Here is a 25,717-nt window from a genome sequence, read left to right as displayed (position 1 = left end):
CGGCTCCTGCAACCTGTTCCAGAACTGGAGACGGGAGACCCCCATGGGCGGCACCGAACACCTCAGCGTCCGGCGCGAAGGCGCCACGCTCGTCCTCACCTTGAACCGGCCCGAGGCCAAGAACGCCCTGTCCTTGCCGATGCTCGTCGGCCTGTACGACGGGTGGCTCGAAGCCGACGCCGACGACACCGTCCGCTCGGTCGTCCTCACCGGTGCGGGCGGTTCCTTCTGCGCCGGCATGGACCTCAAGGCGCTGGCCGGGAAGGGAATGGAGGGCGAGCAGTACCGGGACCGGATGAAGGCCGACCCCGACCTGCACTGGAAGGCGATGCTCCGCCACCACCGACCCCGCAAGCCCGTCATCGCGGCCGTCGAGGGGTACTGCGTCGCCGGCGGCACCGAGATCCTCCAGGGCACCGACATCCGGGTCGCCGCCGCCTCCGCGACCTTCGGCCTCTTCGAGGTCCGGCGGGGCCTCTTCCCCATCGGCGGCTCCACCGTCCGCCTGCCCCGGCAGATCGCCCGCACCCACGCCCTCGAAATGCTCCTGACGGGCCGGCCGTACAGCGCCGAGGAGGCCGCCGCGATCGGCCTCGTCGGGCGCGTCGTCCCCGACGGCACCGCCCTCGACGCCGCCCTCGACATCGCCGAACGCATCAACGCCTGCGGGCCGCTCGCCGTCGAGGCGGTCAAGGCCTCGGTGTACGAGACGGCCGAGCTGAGCGAGACGGAGGGGCTGGCGGCCGAGCTGAAGAGGGGGTGGCCGATCTTCGACACGGCGGACGCGAAGGAGGGGGCGCGGGCGTTCGCGGAGAAGCGACGGCCGGTGTACCGGAGGGAGTGAGCCTTCCCCTACCCCGCCCCTCCCCGAAACCGCGGGCTCGGCCCCCGACCCGGGTGAACGGGGCTCGGCCCCCGACCCGGGTGAACGGGGCTCGGCCTCCGATTCCGGTGAACGGGCCTATGCCTTCGGACCCTGGTCATGGGCTCTGCCCCGGACCCCGGTCGTGGGGCGTTTCGCCCCGCACCCTCACCGTGACCGGGCTCCACCCCGAACCCACCCGTGACCGGGGCTCCACCCCGGACCCACCCATGACCGGGGCTCCACCCCTGGAACCCCGGTCATGGAGCTTCGCCCAGCCCCCGGTCGTGGGGGCTCCGTCCCGGACCCTCGCCTCGAGCTCCCCCTACGCCTGCGGCGCGGGGGGATCCCAGCGGGGCTGAACTCCCCGTCCAGCGGGCGGGAGTTCAGCCCGCCCGGCGTTCGAGGGCACGGCCGCAGGCCGTGCGGGGCCCGGGGGCTCGCCCCCGGTTCGGGAAGGGGCGGGGTGGGGAGAAGGCCCCGCGCAGCGGCCCCACCCGCACCCCACGCCGCCCGCCCGTCCACCCATCCCACCCCAGAGGAGCCGTCCCATGACAGCCGCCGCACCCCCGCCCGAAGCCCTCCAGGCGCCCCTCGTCGTCGAGTTCCCCTTCACCCGCTCCCTCGGCCCCGTCCAGTCCGCCTTCCTCACCGGACTCCGCGAGCGCACCGTCCTCGGTGTGCGCACCGAGGCGGGTGGCGTGCTCGTCCCGCCCGTCGAGTACGACCCCGTGACCGCCGCCGAGCTCCGCGAGCTCGTCGAGGTCGCCGTGACCGGCACCGTCACCACCTGGGCCTGGAACCCCGAGCCCCGCACCGGCCAGCCCCTCGCGACCCCTTTCGCCTGGGTCCTCGTCCGTCTCGACGGCGCCGACACCGCCCTGCTCCACGCCCTCGACGTCCCCGGCCCCGAGGCCGTCCGCACCGGCCTGCGGGTGCGGATCCGCTGGGCCGCCGAACGGGCCGGCGCCATCACGGACATCGCCTGCTTCGAGCCGTACGAGAGCAGCCCGCAGGACAGCACCACCCCGCACGACGGCCGGTTCGAGGAGCCCGTGACCGGCATCGTCGCCCCCGCCCGCCTCGACTACACGTACAGCCCCGGCCGCGCCCAGACCCGCTATCTGCACGGGCTCGCCGAACGCCGCACCGTCGGCGAACGCTGCCCCTCCTGCGCCAAGGTGTACGTGCCGCCCCGCGGCGCCTGCCCCACCTGCGGCGTCGCCACCACCGACCAGGTCGAGGTCGGCCCCCGCGGCACCGTCACCACCTTCTGCATCGTCAACATCAAGGCGAAGAACCTCGACATCGAAGTCCCGTACGTCTACGCCCACATCGCCCTCGACGGCGCCGGGCTCGCCCTCCACGGCCGGATCGCCGGCATCCCCTACGACGAGGTCCGCATGGGCCTGCGCGTCGAACCCGTGTGGAGCGAGGACGGCCGCTACCCCGACCACTACCGGCCCACCGGCGAGCCCGACGCCGACTACGACACGTACAAGGAGCTGCTATGAGCCGGGACGTGGCGATCGTCGCCTTCGCCCAGAGCGACCACCGGCGGCACACCGACGACCTCTCCGAGGTCGAGATGGTGATGCCCGTGCTGCACGAGGTGCAGCGCCAGACCGGCCTGAAGGCCGCCGACATCGGCTTCACCTGCTCCGGCTCCTCCGACTACCTCGCCGGGCGCGCCTTCTCCTTCACCATGGCCCTCGACGGCGTCGGCGCCTGGCCGCCGATCTCCGAGTCCCACGTCGAGGCCGACGGCGCCTGGGCCCTCTACGAAGCCTGGGTGAAGCTGCTCACCGGAGAGGCCGACACGGCCCTCGTCTACTCCTACGGCAAGTCCTCGCCCGGCTCCGTCCGCGACGTCCTCACCCGCCAGCTCGACCCGTACTACCTCGCCCCGCTGTGGCCCGACTCCGTCGCCCTCGCCGCCCTCCAGGCCCAGGCCCTCATCGACGCCGGGGAGACCGACGAACCCGCCCTCGCCGCGATCGCCGCCCGCAGCCGCGAGGACGCCCGTACCAATCCCCACGCCCAGCTGCCGGGCGCCCGGCCCCAGGGCGCGTACGCCGTCCAGCCCCTCCGCACCGGCGACTGCCCGCCGGTCGGCGACGGCGTCGCCGCCGTGATCCTCGCCGCCGGCGACCGGGCCCGTGAGCTGTGCGAGCGCCCCGCCTGGATCCGGGGCATGGACCACCGGATCGAGGCCCACTCCCTCGGCGTCCGCGACCTCACCGACTCGCCCTCCACCCGCCTCGCCGCCGAACGCGCCGGAGCCTTCGAACGGCCCGTCGACACCGCCGAACTCCACGCGCCCTTCACCTCCCAGGAGGTCGTCCTGAGGAAAGCCCTCGGGCTCGGCGACAGCGTGACGGTCAACCCCTCCGGGGGTGCCCTCGCCGCCAACCCCGTCATGGCCGCCGGACTGATCCGGCTCGGCGAGGCCGCCGCCCGCATCCACCGCGGCGAGTCCGACCGCGCCCTCGCCCACGCGACCTCAGGACCCTGCCTCCAGCAGAACCTCGTCGCCGTCCTGGAAGGAGACAGCCGTGGCTAAGGCCGTGACATCGAAAGAGTGCGTCGCCGTCGTCGGCATCGGCCAGACCAAGCACGTCGCCGCCCGCAGGGACGTCTCGATCGCCGGACTCGTCCGCGAGGCCGCCCTCCGTGCCCTGGAGGACGCCGAGCTGACCTGGGCGGACATCGACGCCGTCGTCATCGGAAAGGCCCCCGACTTCTTCGAGGGCGTCATGATGCCGGAGCTGTACCTCGCCGACGCCCTCGGCGCGGTCGGCAAGCCCATGATCCGCGTCCACACGGCCGGATCGGTCGGCGGCTCCACCGCCCTCGTCGCCGCCAACCTGGTCTCCGCGCGCGTGCACCGGACCGTCCTCACCCTCGCCTTCGAGAAGCAGTCCGAGTCCAACGCCATGTGGGGCCTCTCCCTGCCCGTCCCCTTCCAGCAGCCGCTGCTCGCCGGTGCCGGCGGATTCTTCGCCCCGCACGTGCGCGCGTACATGCGCCGCACCGGCGCCCCCGACACGATCGGCTCCCTCGTCGCGTACAAGGACCGGCGCAACGCGCTCAAGAACCCGTACGCCCACCTCCACGAGCACGACCTCACCCTGGAGAAGGTCCAGGCCTCCCCGATGCTCTGGGACCCGATCCGCTACTCCGAGACCTGCCCCTCCTCGGACGGCGCCTGCGCCATGGTCCTCACCGACCGCGCCGGAGCCGACCGCGCACCCCGTCCGGCCGCCTGGGTGCACGGCGGGGCGATGCGCAGCGAACCCACCCTCTTCGCGGGCAAGGACTTCGTCTCCCCGCGGGCCGGCCGGGACTGCGCCGCCGACGTCTTCCGGCAGGCCGGCATCACCGACCCCCGGCGGGAGATCGACGCCGTCGAGATGTACGTGCCGTTCTCCTGGTACGAACCCATGTGGCTGGAGAACCTGGGCTTCGCCGAGGAGGGCGAGGGCTGGAAGCTCACCGAGTCCGGGGTGACCGAACTCGACGGCGACCTGCCCGTGAACCCCTCGGGAGGGGTCCTCTCCACCAACCCCATCGGAGCCTCCGGGATGATCCGCTTCGCCGAGGCCGCCCTCCAGGTACGGGGGGACGCCGGCGCGCACCAGGTCGAAGGCGCCCGCCGGGCCCTCGGCCACGCCTACGGCGGCGGCGCCCAGTTCTTCGCCATGTGGGTCGTGGGCGACACCCCGCCCACCGGCTGAGCCGCGGCGGGGCACCTACCCTGACCTCCATGAACGCGGAACGTGATCTCACCCGGCTCCTCGCCGGCATGCGCCCGGAACTCGACCCCGGCCGCTACGTCTTCACCACGGTGGACGGCCCCGCACCCGCCGGGGTCGCCCCCGTCGTCACCGTCACCGAACCCGAGGGACTCACCCTCGTCGTACGCCAGGAGGAGGCGGACACCGCCGGCCTGCCGTACGACTACGTGGCCGGCTGGATCACGCTCCGGGTGCACTCCGCGCTCGACGCCGTCGGACTCACGGCCGCCGTCGCGGGCGAGCTCGCCGCGGCGGGCCTGAGCTGCAACGTCGTGGCCGGATTCCATCATGACCACCTCTTCGTGGAACACGACCGCGCAGGTGAGGCGTTGGACGTTCTGACCCGGCTCTCGGAGCGGTCGGCCCTCTTGGCCGAATGACGGTCACAAGCGGCCCCGCCGGGCGTACGCTGGGGCCTTCGCGGGGCCAGTCGCCCGGTCCTCCCGGACATGCGCCGGGCGTGTGCCCTCGGTGTGGGGGTGGAACGTGGCGCGACAGGGTGACCGGCCGACCCGTCAGGGATTCGGCCTCTTCGAACGCGAGGCGGCGCTCGACGCGGCCGAGGACGCGCTCGACCTCCTGACGGGACTGACGGATCCGGTGGGGCTGCCCGGATCGGCTGCCGTCACCGGCGAGCCGCCCCGGCCCGAGCGGATCCCCGCCCCTCGCGAGGCCGCCGGCCCGCACCTCGTGGTGGTTCCGAGCGGCCCCCACGCGCGCGTGGACGGCGAGACCGCGACCACGCCGGGACCTCACGCGCGCGCGGCCCGCGAAGCCATGACCGTGCGGGCGCCCCGCCCCCGCGTGGACGGCGAGACAGTGACCTCCGGGTCCCCCGATGCCGATGCCGCCGCCCACGGCTCCGGCGCCCCCGCCCGCCCCCGTACCGCAGCCCGGCGCGGAGGCGTGCTCGCCTACGCCGCTCCCGCCGGACTCGGCAAGACCACCCTGCTCGCCGAGATCCGCCGCCGCGCCGCCGCCCGAGGCTGCACCGTGCTCTCCGCGCGCGGCGGCGACCAGGAGCAGCGGGTCGCCTTCCACATGGCCCGGCAGCTGCTCCAGCCGCAGCTGGCCCACGCCTCCGACGCCGAACTGCGCGAACGCCTCGGCTCCTGGTACGACATCGTCGGCCCCGCCCTCGGGCTGCGGGCCGCCGGCGAGGGCGCGCCGCCCGACCCCCAGGGCCTTCGTGACGGCCTCGACTGGGTCCTCACCCACCTCGCCGTGCGCCGCGACCCGCTGGTCGTCGTCCTCGACGACGTCCACTGGGCCGACCCCGAGTCCCTCGGCTGGCTGGCGGCCTTCGCCCCGCGCGCCGAGGAGCTGCCCATGCTCCTCGTCGCCGCCTACCGGCCCGACGAACTCCCCGACGAGGGGAAGGAGTTCACCGGACACCGGTCCGGGCAGCGGCCCCACGGGCTGGCCCCGCTCACCTCCGCCGCCGTCGCGCACCTCGTCCGCGACCGCGTCGGCGCCCACGCCGACGACGCCTTCTGCCGCGACTTCTGGACCGTCACCTCCGGCAACCCCTTCGAGGCCGTCGAACTCGCCGCCAAGGTCCGCGACCGCGGCCTCGAACCGACCGCCCACGGCGCCCGCCACCTGCGCGACCTCGCCGCCGCCCTCAAGGGCAGCGGACTCGTCACCCGCCTCGAACGCCTCGGCGCCGCCACCGTCCGCCTCGCCTGGGCCTGCGCCGTCCTCGGCACCGAGATCTCCCCGCAGGTCGCCGGGGCCGTCGCCGGCCTCGGCGGAGAGGCGGTCGCCGACAGCGCCGCCCGGCTGCGCGAGGCCCGCGTCCTCGCCGGGGCCGAAGGGCCCGACGAACCCCTGGAGTTCGTCCACCCCCTCATCGCCACCACGGTCTACCGCTCCATCCCCGCCGCCACCCGCGTCGCCCTGCACGGCCAGGCCGCCTGGTGCGTCGTAGACGCCGGACTCGGCCCCACCGCCGCCGCCCGGCACCTCCTGGAGACCCACCCCGAGGGCGACCCGTGGGTCGTCCACCAGCTGCGCGCCGCCGCCGGGGAGAACCTCCGCGCCGGAGCCCCCGACGCGGCCCGCCGCTTCCTCGCCCGCGCGCTGCGCGAGCCGCCCGCCGCCGACGACCGCGCCGCCGTCCTCTACGAGCTCGGCTGCTCGTCCCTCCTCACCGAACCCGCCACCACCGTCAACCACCTGCGCGCGGCCCTGGAGGAGCCCGTCGCCGACCCGGCGCTCCGGCACGGCATCGTCTACCGGCTCTCCCAGGTCCTCGCCCACAGCGACCGGCTCGTCGAGGCCTCCGAGCTCCTCGGCCGCGAGGCGGGCCGCACCACCGACGCCCGCAGCCGGCTGCGGATGCAGGCCGAGAAGTTCATGTGGGACGCGTTCCGCGCAGACGAACCCGAGTCGCCCGCCCGCTCCCGCCGCCTCGCGGCCCTCGCCGACCGGCTCACCGGGCGCGACCTCACGGAGCGGTACGTGATCGGCCTGCGCGCCTGGGACGCCACCCTCCGCGCCGAACCCTCCGCCACCGCCCTCCGCCACGCCGAGCGCGCCCTCGAAGGAGGCCTCAGCTGGGCCGACGAGAGCCGCGGCTTCGAGGTCCCGGTCCTCACCGCCCTCACCTTCCTCTACGCCGACCGCCCCGGCCGCGCCGAGGAGCTCTTCGCCGCCGGCACCGCCGAGTTCGAGCGCCAGGGCTGGCGCGGGGCGCACCTCTCCTTCGCGTACACCCTCCTCGGGTACATCCGCCACCGGCGCGGCCGGCTCGTCGAGGCCGAGGACTTCGTCCGCGCCGGCCTGCGCCTCGCCGAACGCGTCGGACCCCGCACGCCCGCCCAGTGGTACGCCGTCGGCGTCCTCATCGAGGTCCTCCTCGCGCGGGGGCGTACGGAGGAGGCCGCCAGGATCGCCTTCGACCACGACTTCGGCGAACCCTTCCCCGCCGCCGTCACCTTCCCCGACTCCCAGACCGTCCACGCCGAACTGCTCCTCGCCCGGGGGCGCACCGACGAGGCCGCCGCCGAGCTCGCCGCCGTCGGCCGCCGCCTCGACCCGCGCGGCATGCGCAACCCCGCCTGGTGCCCCTGGCAGCTCCACCTCGCCCTCGCCGAGGCCGCCACCGCCCCGGGCAGGGCCCGCCGCATCGCGGAGGACGCGGTCGCCCGCGCCCGCCAGTACGGTGCGCCCTCCGCGATCGGACAGGCGCTCCGGGTGACCGCCGAGGTCTCCGAGCCCTCCGCGCGGGTGAAGCTCCTGGAGGAGTCCGTCGACTGGCTCGACCAGTCACCCGCCGCGTACGAGCTGGCCCGCTCCCTCGTCGCCCTCGGCGCCGCCCTGCGCCGCACCGAACGCGCCGGGGAGGCCGCCGAGCACCTCTACCGGGGCCTGGAGACCGCCCAGGACTGCGGCGCCGACGGCCTCGTCGACGAGGCGCGGGCCGAGCTCGCCGCGGCGGGGCTCCGCCCCCGCGCCCTGCACCCGGCGGGCACGGACGCGCTCACCGCCCGTGAGCGGGCCGCCGCCGAGCTCACCGTCCGCGACGAGGACGCGGCCGCCGCGCTCGGCGTCGACACGACCACCGTCGGCAGGCTCCTGTCGTCCGTCTACCGCAAGCTCGGCACCGACCGCTCCGGCCTGGCCCAGGCACTGGGGCGCCGCTGAGAGGCGCCGACCGGAGGCGGCCGCCCGGCGCGTCGCGCCACGCGCGGAGACACGTACCATGGCCGTATGTCCTTCCTCCGCCGCCGCAGCGCCGCCACACCCGCGGGCCCGGACTTCGACGTCCTGGCCATGGATCCGGGGGACTGGCCCGGCAATCTCGGCGCCGGCCTGCTGCCCGCACCCGACGGCTCCTGCCAGGGCGTGTTCCTCCGCTACGACCTGTTCGGCGGCCGGGGACCCGCGATGATCATCGGCAACCTCCCCGAGGGCTCCCCGGCGCGCGAGCTCGCCGACGGCCAGATCCCCTTCGAGGTCGCCCAGCTCCTCGTGGCCCTGGAGAACGACGAGCCGGTCGAGGTCCTCGACACCGAGGACATGCCCGTCATGCAGGGCGACAACCTCCTCATCGTGCGCCGCCTCAAGCTCTCCGAGAGCCGCATCTCCTGCGTCCAGTTCGACCGCAGCGACAACGTCCTGGTGACGATCGCCAGTTGGGACCGGCCGATCACCGACGACCTGTACGCGCTGCTCAAGCCGCTGCCCGCCGAGCTGTTCCAGCAGGGCTGACGGGGGAGCGGGGGCCGATGAGCGCGCGCGTCGACGCCTGGATCTGGGCGGTCCGCCTGACCAAGACCCGCTCGCAGGCCGCGGCCGCCTGCCGGGCCGGGCACGTCAAGGTCAACGGCGAGCGGGTCAAGCCCGCGCAGGCCGTGAAACCCGGCGACGAGGTCCGGATCCACCACGGCGGCCGGGAGCGGATCGTCGAGGTCAAGGAGCTCCACACCAAGCGGGTCGGCCCGCCGGTCGCCGTCGAGGCGTACGTGGACAACAGCCCGCCCCCGCCGCCCCGCGAGCACGTCGCGGTCGCCGCCGTGCGCGACCGGGGCACGGGCCGCCCCACGAAGCGCGAGCGCCGCGAACTCGACGAACTGCGCGGCCGCCGCCCCTGATTTGTCGACTCGTCGACCCGAAGGCCTCCGGGAGTCCTCCCGGAGGCCTTCGGCGTACGTCGGGTCAGCGGGGGCCCGCGCCGAGCAGCTCCGCGATCCGGGCCGCCGAGGTGCCGAGCCCCCTCGGCCCCCGCAGCAGCAGCGGGCTGCCGCTGCCCGCGCGTACGTCCTCCGCGCCGTAACGCCGTACCTTCCGGTGCCAGTTGAGGACGCCCGCGAGCCAGTCCTCCAGCTCCCGCAGATACGCCTCGAAGGCCGCACGGCCCGCCGCGTCGAGCCCGAAGTCCTCGTACAGCAGCGGGATCTCACGCTGCTTCAGGGTCTCGTACTGGCGCAGCCGGCCCCGCATCAGGTCGTCGACCATCGACACCGCGGTCGGGTAGTCGCAGTCGAAGAACTTCTGGAGCACCAGGACGCCGTTGTGCACCTCGCCCTCGACCTCGATCTCCTTCTGGTACGAGAAGAGGTCGTTGACGAGCGCCCCGTAGTCCATGACCGAGTTCTCCAGGCTGCGCACCGTGCCGGACCGGAACAGCTCCGGCGGCAGCGCCGCGTCCTGCCGCAGCCGGCACAGCAGCATGGTCAGCTCGGAGCCGAAGGTGCTGCGCCGCATCTCGATGTAGTCGACCGGGTCGGGCACCCGGTGCTGCACCGTGTTGTGCATCTCCCACATCCAGCTGTCGAGCATCACGTCGAGCGCGACCCGCAGCTGCGCCCGCGCCTCGGGCGCCATCGGCGCGGCGGTCCGCTCCCAGATGTCGGCGAGCGAACGCTCCAGCGGGTTCACCGCGCTCGCCGCGCCGGCCGCGGGCTCGTCGAGCGGCATGCAGGCCTTGAGCCGCTCGGTCTGCTCCTTCGCGCCGGCCAGACCGCCCGTCCGCCCGAAGACGGCCGGGTAGTAGTCGTCCGCGTAGGTGCCCCAGGTCAGCCAGTCGGAGCTGAGCTCCAGCTGCTCCAGGGACGCGTCCGGGTCGAGACCCGCCGCGCACAGGGCGAGGTCGAAGCCCTCCGCCATCGGCCGGTCCCAGAGGTCGTCGAGGAGGCCGAGCCGCTCGGCCCAGTCCACCGTGTGCCGCGCCGCCTCCGGGTGGTGGGGGTTGATCGTGAGCGGGTACGGCAGGTCGAACCCGGGCAGCCGCGAGGGCCCCACGTGCTGGTGCGGGGCATGAGTGAACGCCCGGTGCCGCGCCGCCGCCGGCCGGCCGAAGAGGGTGCGGATGTCGAGCGCGGAGGTGCCGATGATCCCGTCCAGGTGGGAGGGACCGCCGACCATGCCCTCGTTCATGTAGCGGCTGGAACGCATGTGCCACTCGTGACCGCCGGACTGCCAGTCCTGGAGCCCCTTCGCGTACGCGGCGACGGCCGCGCACTCCTCCGGGCTCAGCCCCTTCTCGGCGGCGAGCAGCGGCACCTCGGTGAGCGCGGTGTTCTCGAACTGCTGGACCCGCGAGGTCAGCAGGTCGTTGACGGCGTTCGCCGCCTCCTGGGTCGTGCAGCCCAGGAACCGCTCCAGGACGAGGACGCCGTTGCTGTTCTCGCCCTCCTCCTCCACCTCGCGCTGGTACGAGAAGAGGTCGTTGCGCAGGTGCACGGCGTCCGAGAAGGCGTCCCTGAGCACCCGCAGCGGCCGGGAGTACGCCACCTGGGCGGGGACCTCGGCCCCCGCCGCGTACTCGACGAGACCCGCCGACCAGGGCGCGCCGCCCACCTTGCGGCGCATCTCGATGTACTCCAGGGGGTTGGCCACCCGCCCGTCGTTGATGTTGTCGAGCTCCCACAGGGACTCGTAGAGCAGGTGCTCGGTGGCCTCCGCGAACCGCACCCGCCAGCCCTCGGACATCGAGGGGACCGTCCGCCGCCAGAGGTCCGCGAGACCCGCCTCGACGGGGTTGGTCGGCTCGGGCATGCCGGTCGCCGGGTCCGCCGGCATGAACAGGGGGAGCCGGTCCAGATAGGCCTTGCTGCCCGCCCGGTCCTGGGTGCGCTTGAAGACCTCAAGGAAGTGGTCGTCGAAGAAGAAGACCCAGGTGTACCAGTCGGTGACGAGGTTCAGTGTCTCCTCGTCGCAGTCGGGATGCGTGTACGAGCAGAGCAGCGCGTAGTCGTGGGACTGGAGGTCCTCCTCCTCCCAGACCCCGGAGCCCTCCAGCATCCCCATCTCCCGCGCCCAGTCGCACGTGTGCGTGCGCGCGGCCTCCAGATGGGGATTGAGCCGGGCCGGATACGGAACATAGAAATCCGGCATGACGAAGGGCTGAGGCATTTCCTGGGGGGCCTTCCGGTGAGCTGGGCGATGACCGGCCCCAGCCTTACCCCTCGTCCATGGGGCGCACGCGCTCTCCCGAATAGTCGTATGAACGCCGACGGGGTGGTGCCGGACCCCGCGTCCGGCACCACCCCGCACCCTCCGGCCGGCCCTCCGTCAGCCTTGGGAAACCCGCACGTCAGCGGCCTTCACGAAGGCGACCCGATGGCCGAACTGGATCTGGTAGTACTCCTCCTGGCCCCGGACGACCGTGTGCCCACTGGGGTCGAACACCGGAGCGAAGTAGTACTCGCCGGGGGTCTGGCCCCCCACCACGTACCGCTGACCGGCGAGCAGCTTGTACGGCAGCGGCGACACCGACTGCACCGGCACACCCGCCGGATACGCCGAGGCCTCCGGATACGCCCGCCCGTACACCGACACCTGCGCCAGTCCCTCCCGGGGCGTCAGGACCTGCCCCCGGACGTTGACCGCCGTCGGCTCCGCCACCGGGTTGCTGAACCAGGCCTTCTGTCCGAGGTACCAGACGGCCGTCCAGTCCCCCCGGCGCTCCGCCACCGCGAAGCTCTGCCCGGTCGAGGCCCGCGCCCCCGTGTCGTTGACCCCGGTGGTGGAGTCCTGCCCGCCGGGCCGCAGACCGATGTCCTTCACCAGGGGCGCGTCGGCGCTCGGTGCGGTGTGCAGGCGCACCGCCCCGCTGCCGTGCGGCACACACGCCTGCCCCGCCGTCACACAGCCCGTGTAGACCGGCCGGTGGGACTCGTAGTCGGGCCGGATCGTCACCACGCCCGCCTGCGGACCGGCGCTCGGGGTGATCGGACGGCCGAGCAGCTGGAAGTAGTGCGCCCAGTCCCAGTACGGCCCCGGGTCCGTGTGCATGCCCTTGATCGAGGACGTCACCGTGCCCGGCACGTTGTCGTGGCCCAGGACGTGCTGTCGGTCCAGCGGGATGTCGTACCGCGCGGCGATGTACCGCACCAGGCGCGCCGACGACCGGTACATCGCCTCCGTGTACCAGGAGTCCGGCGAGGTCAGGAAGCCCTCGTGCTCCAGACCCACCGACTTGGCGTTCACGAACCAGTTCCCGGCGTGCCAGGCCACGTCCTTCAGCGGCACGTGCTGGGCGATGTGCCCGTCGGAGGACCGCAGCGAGTACTGCCAGGACACGTACGTCGGGTCCTGCACCAGCTTCAGGGTGGTCTTCCAGTCGGCCTCGGTGTCGTGGATCACGATGTAGTCGATCGACTGGGAGACGGGCCGGTTCGCCTTGTCGTGGTTGCCGTAGTCGCCGTCGCCGAACTCCTCGTACGGCGCGGGGATCCACTCGCAGGCCACCGAGGCCGGGCACTCCACGGGCCCCGCGGCCGGCCGGCGCAGCCCCAGGGCCGCCAGCTGCCCCGTCGCAGGCGCGACCGAGGGGGCGGCCGGGAGCGTCACCACCTGCCCGCTGTCCGTCGTCCGCGTCTCACCGCTCCGGATCACGTCGAAGACGTCGTTCGCGTACGTCGCCGCCGTCGCCGAGTCGTCCGCGCCGGAGAACCGCGCCACCGCCCCGTACCAGTCGGCCGGGTCCGCGCTCGCCGGAAGGCCGGCCTCGCGCTGTGCCGCGGCGAGCAGCGCCGCCCCGCCCTCGATGTTCGCCGCCGGTACGGTACGCAGCTCCTCGGCCGGGATCCCGGACAGCGCGGACGCCCGCTCCAGGGTCCGCAGCCGCTCGGGCAGCTCCTCGGGCGCGGGCACCGGGAGGTCCTCGCCGGCACGCGCCGGGCGGGAGTCGTCGCCCCGGGCGTCCTCCTCGCCCTCCGAGTGGTGCGGGACGGTCCCGGCCAGTGCCGTCACCGCGTCCGTCAGGTGCATCGGACCGTAGCCGCCGGTCACGCTGGGCGCCCCGCCGTGGGTGTCCCACCGCGACTGCAGGTAGGAGACGGCGAGCAGCACGCTCTCGGGCACGCCCTGACGCTCGGCGGCCCGCGCGAACTGCCCCTGCAGGACACCCGCCTCGGGCACCTCGGCGCCGGCGGGCGGGGCGGCGGACAGCAGGGGGAGCAGCAGGGCGGCGGACGCCAGGGCGCCCACCGCCCCCCGTACACGAATCGGGGAAGGGTGTCTGCGCGCAGCGGAACGGAGCAAGGCAGCCTCCAGAGGCAGGGGGTGACACGGGGGCGTGCGGGGCCGAACCCGTACAGGGGTATCGGCTCCCGGACGCTGCGTCAATCACACCCGCACGAAAGGAAGTTCCCACGTCAGGGCGGGAATGGAGGCCATGTGGCGGAGTTTCGCGGAGACGGGTCCCGGGCCTGGGACGCGTCACTGGAGTGGACCAATGGAGTGCCTCTCCACGCCGATTTCGACGCGGAGAAGCCGATGCGCCGCGTCCCGGTGTGTCGGCACCGGGCTCACGGCGCATCGCCCCCGTGTGGTCGGCCGGACCCGCCCCTTCAGCGCGTCCCGACCGCCGCGCGCACGGCCCGCCGTGCCAGCGCGCAGTCGTCGTGCAGCCGCCTCAGCAGCAGCCGCTGTTCCTCGCCGGGCGCCAGCGCCCCCGAGGGCACCGGAACCGAACCGGCCGGCGGAGCCTCCTTCATGGTGCGCTGCACCGCCGTCTCGTAGGTACGGATCTCCCGCGTCAGCACGATCATCAGGTTCACCAGGAAGGCGTCCCGGGAGGCCGGGCCCGCCTGCTGGGCGAGCTGACTGATCTGCCGCCGTGCCAGCGGCGCGTCACCGAGCACCGTCCACAGCGTCGCCAGGTCGTAGCCGGGCAGGTACCAGCCGGCGTGCTCCCAGTCGACGAGGACCGGTCCTGCCGGGGAGAGCAGGATGTTGGACAGCAGGGCGTCACCGTGGCAGAACTGGCCCATGCCCTGACGGCCGCCCGCGTGCGCCAGACCGTGCAGCAGCTTCTGCAGGTCGTCCCGGTCCCGGTCCGTGAAGAGCCCGAGCTCGTGGTAGCGGGCGATCCGGGCGCCGTAGTCCAGCGGGGCGTCGAAGGTCCCGGCCGGCGGCCGCCAGGCGTTGAGCCGGGCGATCGCACCGAGCGCGGCCCGCACGTCGGCCCGGGGCGGGGCCTCGACGGGGTGGCGCGAGAGCGCCGCCGCCCGCCCGGGCATCCGCTCGATCACCAGCGTGCAGTTCTCCGGGTCCGCGGCGATCAGCCGCGGTGCCCGCACCGGAGGACGGTGGCGGACGAAGGAGCGGTAGGACGCTATCTCGTGCCGGAACCGCTCGACCCACGCGGGGGAGTGGTCCAGTAAACACTTGGCGACCGCCGTCATCCGCCCGGTCGTCCCGACGATCAGTACGGAACGGCCGCTGCGTCGCAGCACCTGCACCGGGTTGAACTCCGGGCAGATCCGGTGGACCGACGCGATCGCCATCTTCAACTGCGCCCCCTGGGGGCCGGACAGATCGATTCTCCCGCTGACCGGCTGGGTACCGGTGCCGCCCGCCCAGCGCCTCGGCCGGACGGCCTGGGGCGCGGGGGCGAGGTACGGTCCGGCGCCTGCCGGGACGATGCGGTGCTGCGGCCGGGGCGGGGCGGACACGGAGGACGATGCTGTGTACATGGAGGTGACAGATCCCTTCGTGCGCCGACGAATTGCGTGCGTCGCCCCGCCCGCCCCCGGTCCGCACCCTGGGGAATGAGGGCCGGTCGGCGGGGCGGGGTGGCGCGTTCCTACCTGACACCCGGGCGCGGGTGGCGGAACATCTCGCGCACCCTGGCGAAGCCTGGCGAATTGTCGCCAGGCCTATGACAGAGGGCTACTGTCAACTCAGCCGAGAACCTGGGGGCTTAGACGTGACCGGACAAACCAACACCCGCCTGGCAGACCTGTTCGGCCTGGCCGGCTGGTCCAAGGGCGAACTCGCGAGACTCGTCAACCGGCAGGCGGCGGCCATGGGCCACCCCCAGCTGGCGACGGACACCTCGCGGGTGCGGCGGTGGATCGACCGGGGCGAGACCCCGCGCGATCCCGTGCCCCGGGTGCTGGCAGCACTGTTCACCGAGCGACTCGGCCGTGTCGTGACCATCGAGGACCTCGGGTTCGTACGACACGGGCGTGCCGGAAAGAAGCAGGACGTCAGGAAGACGGAGAACCCTGACGGGCTGCCCTGGCCCCCCGATCGTGCGGCGGCGGTCCTCACCGAATTCACGGGAATGGACCTCATGCTCAACCGACGCGGCCTGGTGGGCGCGGGTGCCGCGCTTGCCGCCGGCTCCGTACTCAGCAACGCCATGCACGACTGGCTGCAGACCGACCCCACGCGCACGGGCGTCGCCCCGCGAGCCACCGATCCCCTCCACGCCGACCCCGCTGGGTTCGACCGCTACGAGGCCGCCCCCATCGGGTCGGAGGAGATCGAGGCCCTGGAGCACTCCGTCATCGTCTTCCGCGCCTGGGACGCCTCCCGGGGCGGAGGTCTGCAGCGCAAGGCGGTCGTGGGCCAGCTCAACGAGGTGGGCGGCATGCTCGCCTACCGCCACGCCGACCACCTCCAGCGGCGCCTGTGGGGCGTCGCCGCCAACCTCGCGGTCCTCGCGGGCTGGATGTCCCACGACGTCGGCCTCGAACCGACGGCGCAGAAGTACTTCGTCATCGCCGCCCACGCGGCCCGCGAGGGCGGCGACCGGCCCCGGGCCGGCGAGGCGCTGTCCCGGGCCGCCCGCCAGATGGTGCACCTGGGCCGGCCCGACGACGCCCTCGACCTGATGAAGCTCGCCAAGGCGGGCTCGGGCGAGCGGGTGCTTCCCAGGACCCAGGCCATGTTCCACACCATCGAGGCCTGGGCGCAGGCCTCGATGGGACGGGGGCAGGCGATGCGGCGGACCCTCGGCGAGGCCGAGGACCTCTTCGTCTCCGACACGGGCGAGGAGAGGCCGAGCTGGATGCAGAACTTCGACGAGGCCGACATGCACGGCATGCAGGCCCTCGCCTACCGCACCCTCGCCGAGCACGACCCGGCCGCCGCGATCCCCGCGCAGCGGCACGCCAAGCTGGCCATCGAACTGCGCCACGGCGGGCACGAGCGGTCGAAGCTCTTCGACCACATCTCGCTCGCCTCGGCCTGCTTCATCGCCGACGACCCGGAGCAGGCCGACCGGTACGCCCGGCTCGCCCTGATGTCCATGGGGGACACCTCGTCCCACCGGACCTGGGACCGGCTACGGGAGATGTACCGGCTGACCGGCCAGTACGCGGGCTACTCGAGGATCGAGAGCCTGCGGGAGGAGATCGAGCTGGCCCTCCCGAGGTCCCCCGTCAACCGCCCGAGGACCGGGCAGGCCTGAGCCTCCCGGTCCTGAGGGAAGGGGAGGCCCGGGTCGTCGGGGCTCGGCGGTTTTCGGCTCGTCGGGTGGCTGGACGGCTTCAAGGCCGGCGATGGCCCGGCGGATTCAGGCTCGTCGGGTGGCTGGGCGGCCTCCAGGGCCGGCGGTGGGTCGGCGGCTTCATGCTCGCCGGCTTCAGGCTCGGCGGGCGACCCGGACCACCATCACGCAGGCGTCGTCCTCGCGTGACTCCTCGCCGAACTCCTCCACCACCGCGCGCACACCGTCCTGCGCGTCGCGCGCCTCCGCCAGCCGGGGGCCGAGGGCGAGCAGCCGTCGCGTGCCCGTGTCGTCGTCCGCGCCGGTGCCACGGGTCAGCCCGTCGGTGTGCAGGACAAGGAGGTCGCCAGGGAGCAGCCGGGTCTCGGCCTCGCCGTACACGGCGCCGGTCGTCGCCCCGAGCAGGACACCCTCGGGCCGCCGCAGCGTGTGCCCCGTCCCGTCGCGGAAGAGCAGCGGGGCGGGGTGTCCGGCCTGCGCCCAGGCCAGGGTCTGGGCCACCGGGTCGTAGCGGCAGCACATCGCGCTGCCGAGCGCGGGCTGCCCGGAGGTCTCCAGGAGCTGGTTGAGGTGGCTCATCAGCGCGGCGGGGCGGATGCCGGCGACGGCCATGCCGCGCAGCGCGCCGAGGAGCATGGCCATGGAGGAGGTCGCGGCGACCCCGTGGCCCGTCAGGTCGCCGACGGTGAGCAGCGCGTCCCCGTCGGGCAGTGCGAGCGCGTCGTACCAGTCGCCGCCGATCAGACCGGTGCTGGCGGCCGGGAGGTAGTGCGCGGCCACGTCGAGCGGGGCGGGGCCGTCGTGGGCGAAGCGGAGCGAGCCGCGCCACGGCGGGAGGACCGCCTCCTGGAGCTCGACGGCGACCCGTCGCTCGGTGAGCTCGATGTGGCGGCTGCGCTCCAGGCTGTCCCGGCTCTCGCGGACGGCCCGCTCGCTGCGCCGCAGCTCGCTGACGTCGCGCAGGACGGCCCACATGGAGGCGGTGCAGCCGTCGGCGTCGAGGACGGGCTCGCCGGTCATGTGCACCGTGCGCACCCGGCCGTCCGTCCGTACGATCCGGAACTCGCCGTCGATCGGCTTCCCGTCGATCAGGCAGTCCGTCACCATGCTCTGCAGGACGGGCTGGTCCTCGGCGAAGACCATCGTGGGCATCTCGTCGAGCGACATCGGGCCGCTCTCGCGGAGCCGGCCGAAGATCTGGAAGAGCTCGTCGGACCAGCTGACCTCGTCGGTGAGCAGGTTCCACTCGGCGCTGCCGACCCGGGAGAGCAGCGAGCCGGTCCGGGGCGGGGCGGCCACGCCGTACGCCGTGCCGGGGACGGTCGCGTGCGCGGTGTCGACGGGGACCTCGATCTCCTCGGCCGCGTCCACGAGGCTCGCGCTCGCCGGGACTCCGGCGCGGAGCTGACCCAAGTGGGCGCCCAGGTCGTCGAGTTGATGGACTGCCAGGTCGCACAGGGCGCGCTGCCACCGCTGCTGGGGGTCGTCCTCGTCCGCCACGGCGTCCCGGCGGACGGCGTCCACCTCGCCGCGCAGGCGGCGGGTCTGTGAGATCAGCGCGTCCACCGCGCCCGGCTCCGGCGGCTGGGCGGGGCGATCCGCGAACAGATGGGACGGCATGTCGTACTCCGATACAGGCGCGGCGCGGCCAGGTGTGGAAGGTGGCCCGTAGACGACTGTTGCACAGCCCGGGACAGCCCGTAAGGGATTTGGCAACACTCGATCCGGTGGTGCTTCCGTCATATGCCAAAGGCCCGGCGATTATCGGACAGGCCGTGACCCGTTACGGTGCTGGGGTGGTGAACGACGACGCAAACAGCACGGTGGGCGCGGGTGCGACGGTCACGGGCGGGCCGGCCGCGGGCGGTTCGGACGTGCGTACGGGGGCGGGTCCGGGAGTGCCGGGGGCTCTTGCGCCCGGCGCCGTGACGGGTGCCGCGGGCACGGCTGTGGGCGGTCCGGACGCGCGTACGGACGCGGGTGCGGCCGCCGCCGTGAACGCGGTGGGCACCGCCTTCCTGCTCGCCGCGGCGCCCGCCGGCCGGGGCCGCGCCATGGACGCCGCCTCCGTGCTGCCGGCGCTCGCCGCGGTGCCGCCCGGGGTCCTCACCGGCGCCACGGCCGCCACGGTCGTCGAACTCGCCGACCCGCTCGACCCGCAGACCGTCCTCACCCGGCTGCGCGCGGCCGCCGCGAGCCCCGGCCCCCTGGTCGTCTGCCTCGCGGGCCAGCTCCACCTCGACCGCCGCCAGCAACTGCCCCATCTCGCCCTCGCCCGCACCACGCAGGCGACCCTCCGCTACACGGCGCTGCCCTGGCACTGGCTCGCCGGCGAGCTCGGCGTACGGCAGCCCGGCACCACGACCGTCGTCGCGGACCTCGCGGCCGACCCGGATGTCTGGCAGCGCCTCACGGCAGCGCCCGGACTCCTGCACCTCGGGCCCGGCCCCCTCCTCTACGGGCGCGTGGTGCCCGCCCCGCGCAGGGGCGAGCCCACGACCCCCGAGTACCTGCGCGCCTGGGCCGAACTCTGGCGCTCCGGAGCCCGGTTGACACCGGCGTCGGCGCACGCGGAGGCGGCGGCGCGGGCGATGACGGTGGCACCGGCACCGGAACCGGTGTTCCTGACACCGGGACTTGCGCCCCCGGGGGCCTCGGCCGCCGGGCCGGCGACGCGCCACGCGCCTGCGCCGGGGTCCGTACCCTCGGCCGGTCCGCCGGCCGGCCACCCGGCAGCTTGGGCACCGGCGCCCGGCCCGGAGGCAGCGCACCCGGCCGGTGGTCCGGGAGCCGTGCGCCCGGCCGATGCGGCAGCCGCGCCCGGTCGGGGAGACGTGCACCGGGCCGGTGGGGCAGTCGTGCCGGGTTCCCCAGCCGCGCACCCGGGCGGTACGGCACCTGGGCCCGGTCCGGCGGCCGTACCCCCGGCCCGTACCGCACCCGCACCCGCTCCGGCTTCCGTTCCCGTGACCCGGCCCGCGCCCGCGTTCCCTCCGGTGCCGGCGCCCCCGCCCGCCCGTGCGCACGCGCCGGCGGTCGCCGCCGTCGACCCGCACCCCGCGATCCTCGCCGCCGCCATGGCAGGCCGGCACGGGGAGGCGGCGGCGGTGGCGGCCGCCTGGGAGCACGAGGCCTTGCGCCGTCACGGACCCCGGTCGGTGGAGGCCGTGCACTGGACGGAGGTACGGGCCGACCTCGCCCGCCTCGCCGGGGAACCGGCCCGCAGCTGCGAGCTCTGGATCGCCGCCGCCGAGGCCCGGCTCGGGCTGCACCAGCGCCCGGACGACCCCGACGTCGAAGGGGCCGTCGACCGGGCCCACCACCAGTGGGAGCACATCGAGGATCCCGGCCGCGCCCGGGCCATCGGGCCCCTCCTGGTCGACCTCCGCCGACGGGTCCCCGGCCGCAGGCCCGGCGCACTGGCCGCGCTCACCCGCCGCATGGGCTGAGCGGCCGGGACGGGGGCGAGGGGCGGCGGCCTCCGCCCGCGCCCGTACGGCCACGACGGAAAGCAGGCCCCGATCTCCCGTCCTCGAAAGGACCGCCCCATGACCTCGCTCGCCCTCGCCCAGCGCTCGCTCGCGGATCCGTCCGTACGCCACCCGCTGTGGCCGCCGCTCACCAGGGGCTGCCCGGTCACGTCCACCGAGGACGTGGCGTACCCCCTCGACATCGACTACGACTACGACCGGGTCCCCGCCGACCTGTTCGAGCGCCCGGCCGTCCACGGCCTGGAACGGTGGGCCCCACTGCTCCCGCCCCTCGCCGCGCCCGGCCTCGGCGAGGGGAACACGCCCCTGGTCGAACTCCCCGACGGCGTCTGGATCAAGGACGAGTCCCGCAACCCCACCTGGAGTCACAAGGACCGGCTCAACCGGGTCGCCGTCAGCGCCGCCGTCGCCTCGGGCGCGCGGGGCGTCGTCGTCTCCTCGTCGGGCAACCACGGCGCCGCGGCCGCCGCCTACGCGGCCCGTGCCGGCCTGCCGTGCGCCGTCTTCACCTCCCCCGACGCCCCGCCCGCCGTCGCCTCCCACCTCCGCGCCTACGGGGCGACGGTGCTGACCGTCCCGTACGAGTCCGTTCGCCCGCTGATGCGCCGCATCGTGGACGAGCTCGGCTTCCAGAGCGTCAACAGCGTCACCGAAACCGCCCACACCGGGCACCCCTTCGGGCCCGAGGGCTACAAGACGATCGCGTACGAGATCGCGCTCGACCTCGGGCGCGCGCCGGCGGAGGTGCATCTCCCCTGTGGATACGGCGAGTTGCTCTTCGGGGTGGCCAAGGGCTTCCAGGAGCTCGCACGGCTCGGCGTCACCGACTCCGTGCCCCGTGTGTACGCGGCGGAGCCCGCCGCGGCCGGTGCCCTCACCGAGGCCCTGCGCACCGGCCGGCCCGTGGCCCGCGTGCCCGTCGGGCCGACCGCCGCGTACGCCATCGACTGCGAGATCAACAGCTACCGGGGCGTCCTCGCCGTACGCACGACCGGGGGCGGCGCACGCACGGTGACGGACACTCAGATGGCGTCTGCGCGAGCGGAGTTGGCGGCCCAGGGCGTCTGGTGCGAGACCTCCTCCGCCGCAGGCCTCGCCGGCCTCCGCGCCCAGGGGCCGCGCGAGACCGAAGGACCGGTGGTGTGCGTGGTCACCTCCAGCGGCTACAAGGACATCGCCACGGCGAAGGAGGCCTTCGCGCCGACGCCCCCGGACTGGGAGCCGATCAAGGAGGCCCTGACCTCCACGAGGCCTTCCTGACACCGGCCCCGGCCCCCGGTCGCCGGTCGCCGGGTTCAGGCCCGAGCCTGCGATGATGGGAGGCGTGACCGTCTCCCCGCACCCCGTCCACCACGTCGGCCCGCTCGTCACCGCGCGGCTGGTGCTGCGGCGCGTCCGGAGCGGGGACGTGGCTGCTGTGACGCGGCTGTGGACCGACCCGCTCGTGCGGCAGCACCTCGGTGGTCCCGTCATCGAGTCGGTCGTCCGGATCCGGCAGCGGCGGATCGTGGGGGCGCCCGGTTTCCACGCGGTCGTCAGGGCCGAGGACGGTGTCCTCGTCGGTCTGGTCACGGTGGAGGACGGCGCGCGGAACGGGGAGACGGAGGTCTCGTACCTGTTCCTGCCCGAGCACTGGGGGCAGGGGTACGCGCGCGAGGCGGTGGACGCGGTCGTCGCCCGCGTCCTGGAGGGTGTGCCGAGCGTGGTCGCGCTCACGCAGGAGGCGAACCATCCCTCGCGGCGACTCCTGGAGGCGGTCGGTTTCGAGCACGCGGAGTCGTTCGTGGAGTGGGACGCCCGTCAGGTGCTCTACCGCCGGCGCGTCTGATCGGTGTCCTGTCGGGGACGCCTTCCCGCAGCCAGTGCTGTCACCGCCCGTTCCAGTCGCGCCGCCCGGGTCTTCGCGGTGCGGGCCTGCCAGAGGCCGAGGATCACCAGGTAGCGGTCGGTCTTCCCCAGGGCCTCGAAGGCCTCCGCGGCGCTCGGCTCCGCCGCCAGGGCCGCCGCCAGGTCGTCCGGCACCGTCGCGTCCTTCTGGGAGGGGTACGCGGCCTCCCACCGGCCGTCGGCCTGCGCCGCCCGCACCTCGGCGAGGCCCGGCTCCCGCATCCGGCCGGCGGCGGTCAGCGCCTCGACCTGGCGCACGTTGACCCGGGACCAGAGGCTGCGGGGCCGGCGCGGGGTGATCTTCTGGAGGTAGCTCCGCCCGTCGCGGGCCATGCGCTTGCCGGTGATCCAGCCGTACGCGAGCGTGCCGTCCAGGATCTCCTCCGCGCTGGGCGAGGCGAGGTCCGAGCCCTTGCGGGCGAGCAGCAGCCAGATGCCCGGAGTGTCCCCATGGTGCTTTTCCAGCCAGGCCTCCAGCTCCTTCCCGCCGCCGAAGGCCATGACCGGAAGCCCCTCGACCGTCTCCATCGGGCACCTCTTCCCCACCGTCGGTCATCCCTGGTGACCAGGATATTGACAGTGGCCGGAAGACGGCCGTAACTTGCCTGCAACGTCGTACTAACGCGCGTTACTAAAGCGCGTAACCAAGAGAGAACGACAAAGGCAGGGGGAACGACATGGCGGCCGGCAGTCCTCGCAGCGTCACCATGAGTGATGTCGCCCGGCGGGCGGGGGTCTCGCGCACGGCCGTCTCCTTCGTCCTGAACGACCGCCCCGGCGCGGCCATCCCGGACGAGACCAGGCGGCGCATTCTGGCCGCGATCGACGAGCTCGGCTACCGCCCCAACGCGGGCGCCCGCGCCCTCGCCGCCCAGCGCAGCGAGTGGTACGGGCTGATCACCGAGATCGTCACCGCGCCCTTCGCCGTCGACGTCATCAAGGGAGCCCAGGACCGCGCCTGGCTCGACCGCAAGTTCCTGCTGATCGCCGCGAGCGAGGGGGACCGGGCCCAGGAGGCCGCCGCCCTCGACAAGCTCCTCGAACAGCGGGTCGAGGGACTGCTCTACGCCACGACCTGGCACCGGGCGGTCACCCTCCCCAAGGCGGCCCGCGAGGTCCCCACGGTCCTCGTCAACTGCTACGACGCCGAGGGCGAACTGCCCTCCGTCGTCCCCGACGAGATCGGCGGCGGCCACCGCGCCGCCCGCCGGCTCGTCGAGGCCGGCCACGAGCGCATCGGCTTCATCAACCTCGACCCCGACATCCCCGCCGCCCTCGGCCGGCGCGAGGGGTACGAGCGGGCGCTGCGCGAGGCCGGTCTGCCGCTGGACCCGTCGCTGGTCGTCTCCGGCCACGCGACCGCCGACGGCGGCTACACCGCCGCCTGCGAACTGCTCGACCGCGCCGACCGGCCGACCGCGCTCTTCTGCGGCAACGACCGGATGGCGATGGGCGCGTACGACGCCATCAAGGAACGCGGGCTGCGCATCCCGGACGACGTGGCCGTGGTGGGCTACGACAACCAGGAACTCATCGCCGCCTATCTGCGGCCCAAACTGACCACGCTCGCCCTGCCGTTCGAGGCCATGGGCGCCAAGGGCGTGGACATGCTCGCCGCTCTCGCAGCGGGGCAGCCGCTCGACACCCCTCGGGTGATGGTCGACTGCCCGCTGCTCGAACGCTCGTCGGTCTGACCGCGAATCAGATCCGTCGAGTTCTTCCGTCCCGTCTTCGTCCGGTGTGTTGAAGAGAGGAAAGAGCCACCATTATGACACCCTCCCCTGCCCGCGGCCGAGCGCCGCGGGGGCTCCGCCCCGCCCTCCTGGCGGGCGCCGCGGCGACCGCCCTGCTCCTGACCGGCTGCTCCGGCGGCGCGGGAGCAGCCGGCGCCGGAGACACCTCCGGCAACCAGCTCCTCACGATTCCCCGCGAGGACATGGGCACCTTCACGCGGAACTTCAACCCCTTCTCCCCGAAGGCCGCGCCCATGACCAAGGAGGCGGTCTACGAACCGCTGATGGTCCACAACCCGGCCGACGGCAGGGACACTCCCTGGCTCGCCACCGCGTGGACCCAGGCGCCCGACGGGAGGTCCGTCACCTTCACCCTTCGCGAGGGCGTGAAGTGGTCCGACGGGAAGCCCTTCGCCGCCGAGGACGTCGTCTACACCTTCGAGCTCCAGAAGAAGCTGCTCGGCGGCTTCGACTACCTCCGCGAGGTCACCGCCGACAGCCCGCAGGAGGTCACCTTCCACTTCACCAAGCCGTTCTCGCCGTCGCTCTACGAGATCGGCGGGCACTACATCGTCCCGAAGCACATCTGGTCGAAGATCGCCGACCCGGCCAAGGACACCAACGCCACCCCCGTCGGCACCGGCCCGTACACGCAGGTCGGCCACTTCCAGAGCCAGTCCTACGAGCTGCGGAAGAACCCCTCGTACTGGCAGCCGGCGAAGCAGCGGATCGCCGGCATACGCCTGCTCGCCTTCTCCGGCAACGACAGCGCCAACCTCGCCTTCACCAACGGCGAGGTCGACTGGACCCAGGCGTTCATCCCCGACATCCAGAAGTCCTTCGTCGCGAAGAACCCCAAGACGAACCACTACTGGTTCCCCACCACCGGCGCGATGATCAACTGGCAGCTGAACACGGCCAAGGCGCCCTTCGACGACCCCGCCCTGCGCAAGGCGCTCAGCCGGGCCGTCGACCGGGCCAAGATCGCCAAGGTCGCCATGAACGGCTACAGCGTCCCCGCCGACTGCACCGGCCTGTCGAACGCCTACGACACCTGGCGCGACAAGAACGTCGCCGCCGCCTGCGACTGGACCACGTACGACACCGAGGCCGCCGCCCAGGCCCTCGACGACGCCGGCTACAAGCTCGGCGCCGGCGGGAAGCGCACCCAGAAGAACGGCAAGCCGCTCGCCCTCGACATCTCCGTCGGCTCCGCCTCCTCCGACTGGATCTCGGTCGCCAACATCATCAAGCAGAACCTCGCCGAGGTCGGCGTCACCGCCACCGTGAAGTCCCCGGACTGGTCCGCCGTCGTCTCCTCGTACGAGACGGGCACCTTCGACAGCGGCATCGTGTGGAGCAACAACGGCGCCACGCCGTACGAGTTCTACCGCGGCGCCATGGCCACCACCCAGGTCAAGCCCGTCGGCCAGAAGGCCACCGAGAACTACCACCGCTTCGGCGACCCGAAGGCCGACAGGCTCATCGACGCCTTCGCCGCCACCACCGACCCGAAGACCCAGCGGGCCGGGGCGAGCGAGCTCCAGAAGCTGTTCGCCGCCGACGCCCCCGTCGTCCCGCTCTTCCCGGGACCCGAGTGGGGCGCGTACACCGACGCCCGCTTCACCGGCTGGCCGACGAAGGACGACCCGTACGCGACGCTCTCCAACCGGTCCGTGACCACGATCCTCGTGCTCACCTCCCTCCAGCCCGTCAAGGGCTGACCCGCCCCAGGGGGGACGGCCCCACCGGGC

The 25,717-nt window shown here is 73.8% G+C and carries 19 protein-coding genes; 14 read left to right on the top strand and 5 right to left on the bottom strand.

The genetic code is table 11. From position 1 onward, the window contains the following. Window positions 1–43: 43 nt before the first annotated feature. The 8 genes from ACFYX3_RS14770 to ACFYX3_RS14735 all read left to right on the top strand — a co-directional run bounded on the left by ACFYX3_RS14770 (window position 44) and on the right by ACFYX3_RS14735 (window position 9,257). Window positions 44–844, top strand: coding sequence for a crotonase/enoyl-CoA hydratase family protein (locus ACFYX3_RS14770; RefSeq protein WP_376585394.1), 801 nt, complete (start codon window positions 44–46; stop codon window positions 842–844). 569 nt (window positions 845–1,413) lie between these two features. Continuing rightward, a complete protein-coding gene (locus ACFYX3_RS14765) occupies window positions 1,414–2,376 on the top strand; it encodes a Zn-ribbon domain-containing OB-fold protein (RefSeq protein WP_389012753.1) in 963 nt (320 codons plus the stop codon). After that, the gene (locus tag ACFYX3_RS14760; protein ID WP_389012750.1) at window positions 2,373–3,425 is read left to right on the top strand and encodes a thiolase domain-containing protein; all 1,053 of its coding nucleotides are present in this window, start codon (window positions 2,373–2,375) and stop codon (window positions 3,423–3,425) included. Before ACFYX3_RS14765 ends, ACFYX3_RS14760 begins: the two co-directional genes overlap by 4 nt. Next, entirely contained in the window at window positions 3,418–4,599 is a 1,182-nt protein-coding gene (locus ACFYX3_RS14755; RefSeq protein WP_376585400.1) for a thiolase domain-containing protein, read from the top strand. Before ACFYX3_RS14760 ends, ACFYX3_RS14755 begins: the two co-directional genes overlap by 8 nt. Before the next feature lie 29 nt (window positions 4,600–4,628). Further along, window positions 4,629–5,039: an ACT domain-containing protein gene (locus ACFYX3_RS14750; protein WP_382657281.1), complete on the top strand. Its 411-nt coding sequence runs from the start codon at window positions 4,629–4,631 to the stop codon at window positions 5,037–5,039. 397 nt (window positions 5,040–5,436) lie between these two features. Further along, window positions 5,437–8,307: an ATP-binding protein gene (locus tag ACFYX3_RS14745; protein WP_389013204.1), complete on the top strand. Its 2,871-nt coding sequence runs from the start codon at window positions 5,437–5,439 to the stop codon at window positions 8,305–8,307. 66 nt (window positions 8,308–8,373) lie between these two features. Beyond that, window positions 8,374–8,874 (top strand): hypothetical protein, encoded by a 501-nt coding sequence (locus ACFYX3_RS14740; protein ID WP_116162955.1) that lies wholly within the window; start codon window positions 8,374–8,376, stop codon window positions 8,872–8,874. Between the two features lie 17 nt (window positions 8,875–8,891). Beyond that, window positions 8,892–9,257 carry an RNA-binding S4 domain-containing protein gene (locus tag ACFYX3_RS14735; RefSeq protein ID WP_389012745.1) on the top strand — a complete coding sequence of 122 codons (366 nt, stop codon included), beginning with the start codon at window positions 8,892–8,894 and terminating at the stop codon, window positions 9,255–9,257. Window positions 9,258–9,321: 64 nt separating this feature from the next. Here the strand turns inward: ACFYX3_RS14735 and ACFYX3_RS14730 are convergent, their stop codons facing one another. The 3 genes from ACFYX3_RS14730 to ACFYX3_RS14720 form a co-directional block, all read right to left on the bottom strand. Next, complete coding sequence (locus ACFYX3_RS14730) at window positions 9,322–11,520, bottom strand: germacradienol/geosmin synthase (protein ID WP_389012742.1); 2,199 nt, start codon at window positions 11,518–11,520, stop codon at window positions 9,322–9,324. A 159-nt stretch (window positions 11,521–11,679) separates the two neighbouring features. Further along, window positions 11,680–13,599, bottom strand: coding sequence for an N-acetylmuramoyl-L-alanine amidase (locus tag ACFYX3_RS14725; RefSeq protein WP_389012739.1), 1,920 nt, complete (start codon window positions 13,597–13,599; stop codon window positions 11,680–11,682). 362 nt (window positions 13,600–13,961) lie between these two features. Beyond that, window positions 13,962–15,089 (bottom strand): aminoglycoside phosphotransferase family protein, encoded by a 1,128-nt coding sequence (locus tag ACFYX3_RS14720; protein ID WP_389012736.1) that lies wholly within the window; start codon window positions 15,087–15,089, stop codon window positions 13,962–13,964. A gap of 233 nt (window positions 15,090–15,322) precedes the next feature. On the opposite strand from ACFYX3_RS14720, the gene ACFYX3_RS14715 reads away from it, so the two are divergent. Then, a complete protein-coding gene (locus tag ACFYX3_RS14715) occupies window positions 15,323–16,813 on the top strand; it encodes a hypothetical protein (protein WP_389012733.1) in 1,491 nt (496 codons plus the stop codon). 174 nt (window positions 16,814–16,987) lie between these two features. On the opposite strand, the gene ACFYX3_RS14710 is transcribed toward ACFYX3_RS14715, so the two are convergent. Beyond that, the gene (locus ACFYX3_RS14710) at window positions 16,988–18,472 is read right to left on the bottom strand and encodes a PP2C family protein-serine/threonine phosphatase (protein ID WP_389012730.1); all 1,485 of its coding nucleotides are present in this window, start codon (window positions 18,470–18,472) and stop codon (window positions 16,988–16,990) included. Between the two features lie 434 nt (window positions 18,473–18,906). Between ACFYX3_RS14710 and ACFYX3_RS14705 the strand changes: the two genes are divergently transcribed. The 3 genes from ACFYX3_RS14705 to ACFYX3_RS14695 all read left to right on the top strand — a co-directional run bounded on the left by ACFYX3_RS14705 (window position 18,907) and on the right by ACFYX3_RS14695 (window position 22,171). Continuing rightward, window positions 18,907–20,301: a hypothetical protein gene (locus ACFYX3_RS14705; RefSeq protein WP_389013201.1), complete on the top strand. Its 1,395-nt coding sequence runs from the start codon at window positions 18,907–18,909 to the stop codon at window positions 20,299–20,301. Window positions 20,302–20,400: 99 nt separating this feature from the next. Then, window positions 20,401–21,603: a pyridoxal-phosphate dependent enzyme gene (locus ACFYX3_RS14700; RefSeq protein WP_389012727.1), complete on the top strand. Its 1,203-nt coding sequence runs from the start codon at window positions 20,401–20,403 to the stop codon at window positions 21,601–21,603. Window positions 21,604–21,658: 55 nt separating this feature from the next. Then, a complete protein-coding gene (locus tag ACFYX3_RS14695; RefSeq protein WP_389012724.1) occupies window positions 21,659–22,171 on the top strand; it encodes a GNAT family N-acetyltransferase in 513 nt (170 codons plus the stop codon). Here the strand turns inward: ACFYX3_RS14695 and ACFYX3_RS14690 are convergent. Beyond that, window positions 22,153–22,758, bottom strand: coding sequence for a YdeI family protein (locus ACFYX3_RS14690; protein WP_389012721.1), 606 nt, complete (start codon window positions 22,756–22,758; stop codon window positions 22,153–22,155). The genes ACFYX3_RS14695 and ACFYX3_RS14690 overlap by 19 nt on opposite strands. A 179-nt stretch (window positions 22,759–22,937) precedes the next feature. Here ACFYX3_RS14690 and ACFYX3_RS14685 point away from each other — a divergent pair, with 179 nt between their 5' ends. Next, window positions 22,938–23,924: a LacI family DNA-binding transcriptional regulator gene (locus ACFYX3_RS14685; RefSeq protein WP_389012718.1), complete on the top strand. Its 987-nt coding sequence runs from the start codon at window positions 22,938–22,940 to the stop codon at window positions 23,922–23,924. A gap of 74 nt (window positions 23,925–23,998) precedes the next feature. Beyond that, a complete protein-coding gene (locus ACFYX3_RS14680; RefSeq protein WP_389012716.1) occupies window positions 23,999–25,687 on the top strand; it encodes an ABC transporter substrate-binding protein in 1,689 nt (562 codons plus the stop codon). The last annotated feature ends 30 nt before the right edge of the window (window positions 25,688–25,717 follow it).

This window comes from Streptomyces sp. NPDC002463 (assembly GCF_042889835.1).
Classification (GTDB): domain Bacteria; phylum Actinomycetota; class Actinomycetes; order Streptomycetales; family Streptomycetaceae; genus Streptomyces; species Streptomyces nymphaeiformis.
The sequence above is the reverse complement of the archived record's forward strand: the minus strand, read 5'-3'. Positions and strand labels throughout refer to the sequence as shown.

What these genes read in the sequence shown, in the direction of transcription:
- ACFYX3_RS14770 (WP_376585394.1), top strand. Translation starts at nt 44, where the DNA reads ATGGGCGGCACCGAACACCTCAGCGTCCGGCGCGAAGGCGCCACGCTC.
- ACFYX3_RS14750 (WP_382657281.1), top strand. Translation starts at nt 4,629, where the DNA reads ATGAACGCGGAACGTGATCTCACCCGGCTCCTCGCCGGCATGCGCCCG.
- ACFYX3_RS14735 (WP_389012745.1), top strand. Translation starts at nt 8,892, where the DNA reads ATGAGCGCGCGCGTCGACGCCTGGATCTGGGCGGTCCGCCTGACCAAG.
- ACFYX3_RS14685 (WP_389012718.1), top strand. Translation starts at nt 22,938, where the DNA reads ATGAGTGATGTCGCCCGGCGGGCGGGGGTCTCGCGCACGGCCGTCTCC.
- ACFYX3_RS14705 (WP_389013201.1), top strand. Translation starts at nt 18,907, where the DNA reads ATGGACGCCGCCTCCGTGCTGCCGGCGCTCGCCGCGGTGCCGCCCGGG.
- ACFYX3_RS14765 (WP_389012753.1), top strand. Translation starts at nt 1,414, where the DNA reads ATGACAGCCGCCGCACCCCCGCCCGAAGCCCTCCAGGCGCCCCTCGTC.
- ACFYX3_RS14700 (WP_389012727.1), top strand. Translation starts at nt 20,401, where the DNA reads ATGACCTCGCTCGCCCTCGCCCAGCGCTCGCTCGCGGATCCGTCCGTA.
- ACFYX3_RS14740 (WP_116162955.1), top strand. Translation starts at nt 8,374, where the DNA reads ATGTCCTTCCTCCGCCGCCGCAGCGCCGCCACACCCGCGGGCCCGGAC.
- ACFYX3_RS14720 (WP_389012736.1), bottom strand. Translation starts at nt 15,089, where the DNA reads ATGTACACAGCATCGTCCTCCGTGTCCGCCCCGCCCCGGCCGCAGCAC.
- ACFYX3_RS14745 (WP_389013204.1), top strand. Translation starts at nt 5,437, where the DNA reads ATGACCGTGCGGGCGCCCCGCCCCCGCGTGGACGGCGAGACAGTGACC.
- ACFYX3_RS14760 (WP_389012750.1), top strand. Translation starts at nt 2,373, where the DNA reads ATGAGCCGGGACGTGGCGATCGTCGCCTTCGCCCAGAGCGACCACCGG.
- ACFYX3_RS14730 (WP_389012742.1), bottom strand. Translation starts at nt 11,520, where the DNA reads ATGCCTCAGCCCTTCGTCATGCCGGATTTCTATGTTCCGTATCCGGCC.
- ACFYX3_RS14690 (WP_389012721.1), bottom strand. Translation starts at nt 22,758, where the DNA reads ATGGAGACGGTCGAGGGGCTTCCGGTCATGGCCTTCGGCGGCGGGAAG.
- ACFYX3_RS14680 (WP_389012716.1), top strand. Translation starts at nt 23,999, where the DNA reads ATGACACCCTCCCCTGCCCGCGGCCGAGCGCCGCGGGGGCTCCGCCCC.
- ACFYX3_RS14695 (WP_389012724.1), top strand. Translation starts at nt 21,659, where the DNA reads ATGGGAGGCGTGACCGTCTCCCCGCACCCCGTCCACCACGTCGGCCCG.
- ACFYX3_RS14710 (WP_389012730.1), bottom strand. Translation starts at nt 18,472, where the DNA reads ATGCCGTCCCATCTGTTCGCGGATCGCCCCGCCCAGCCGCCGGAGCCG.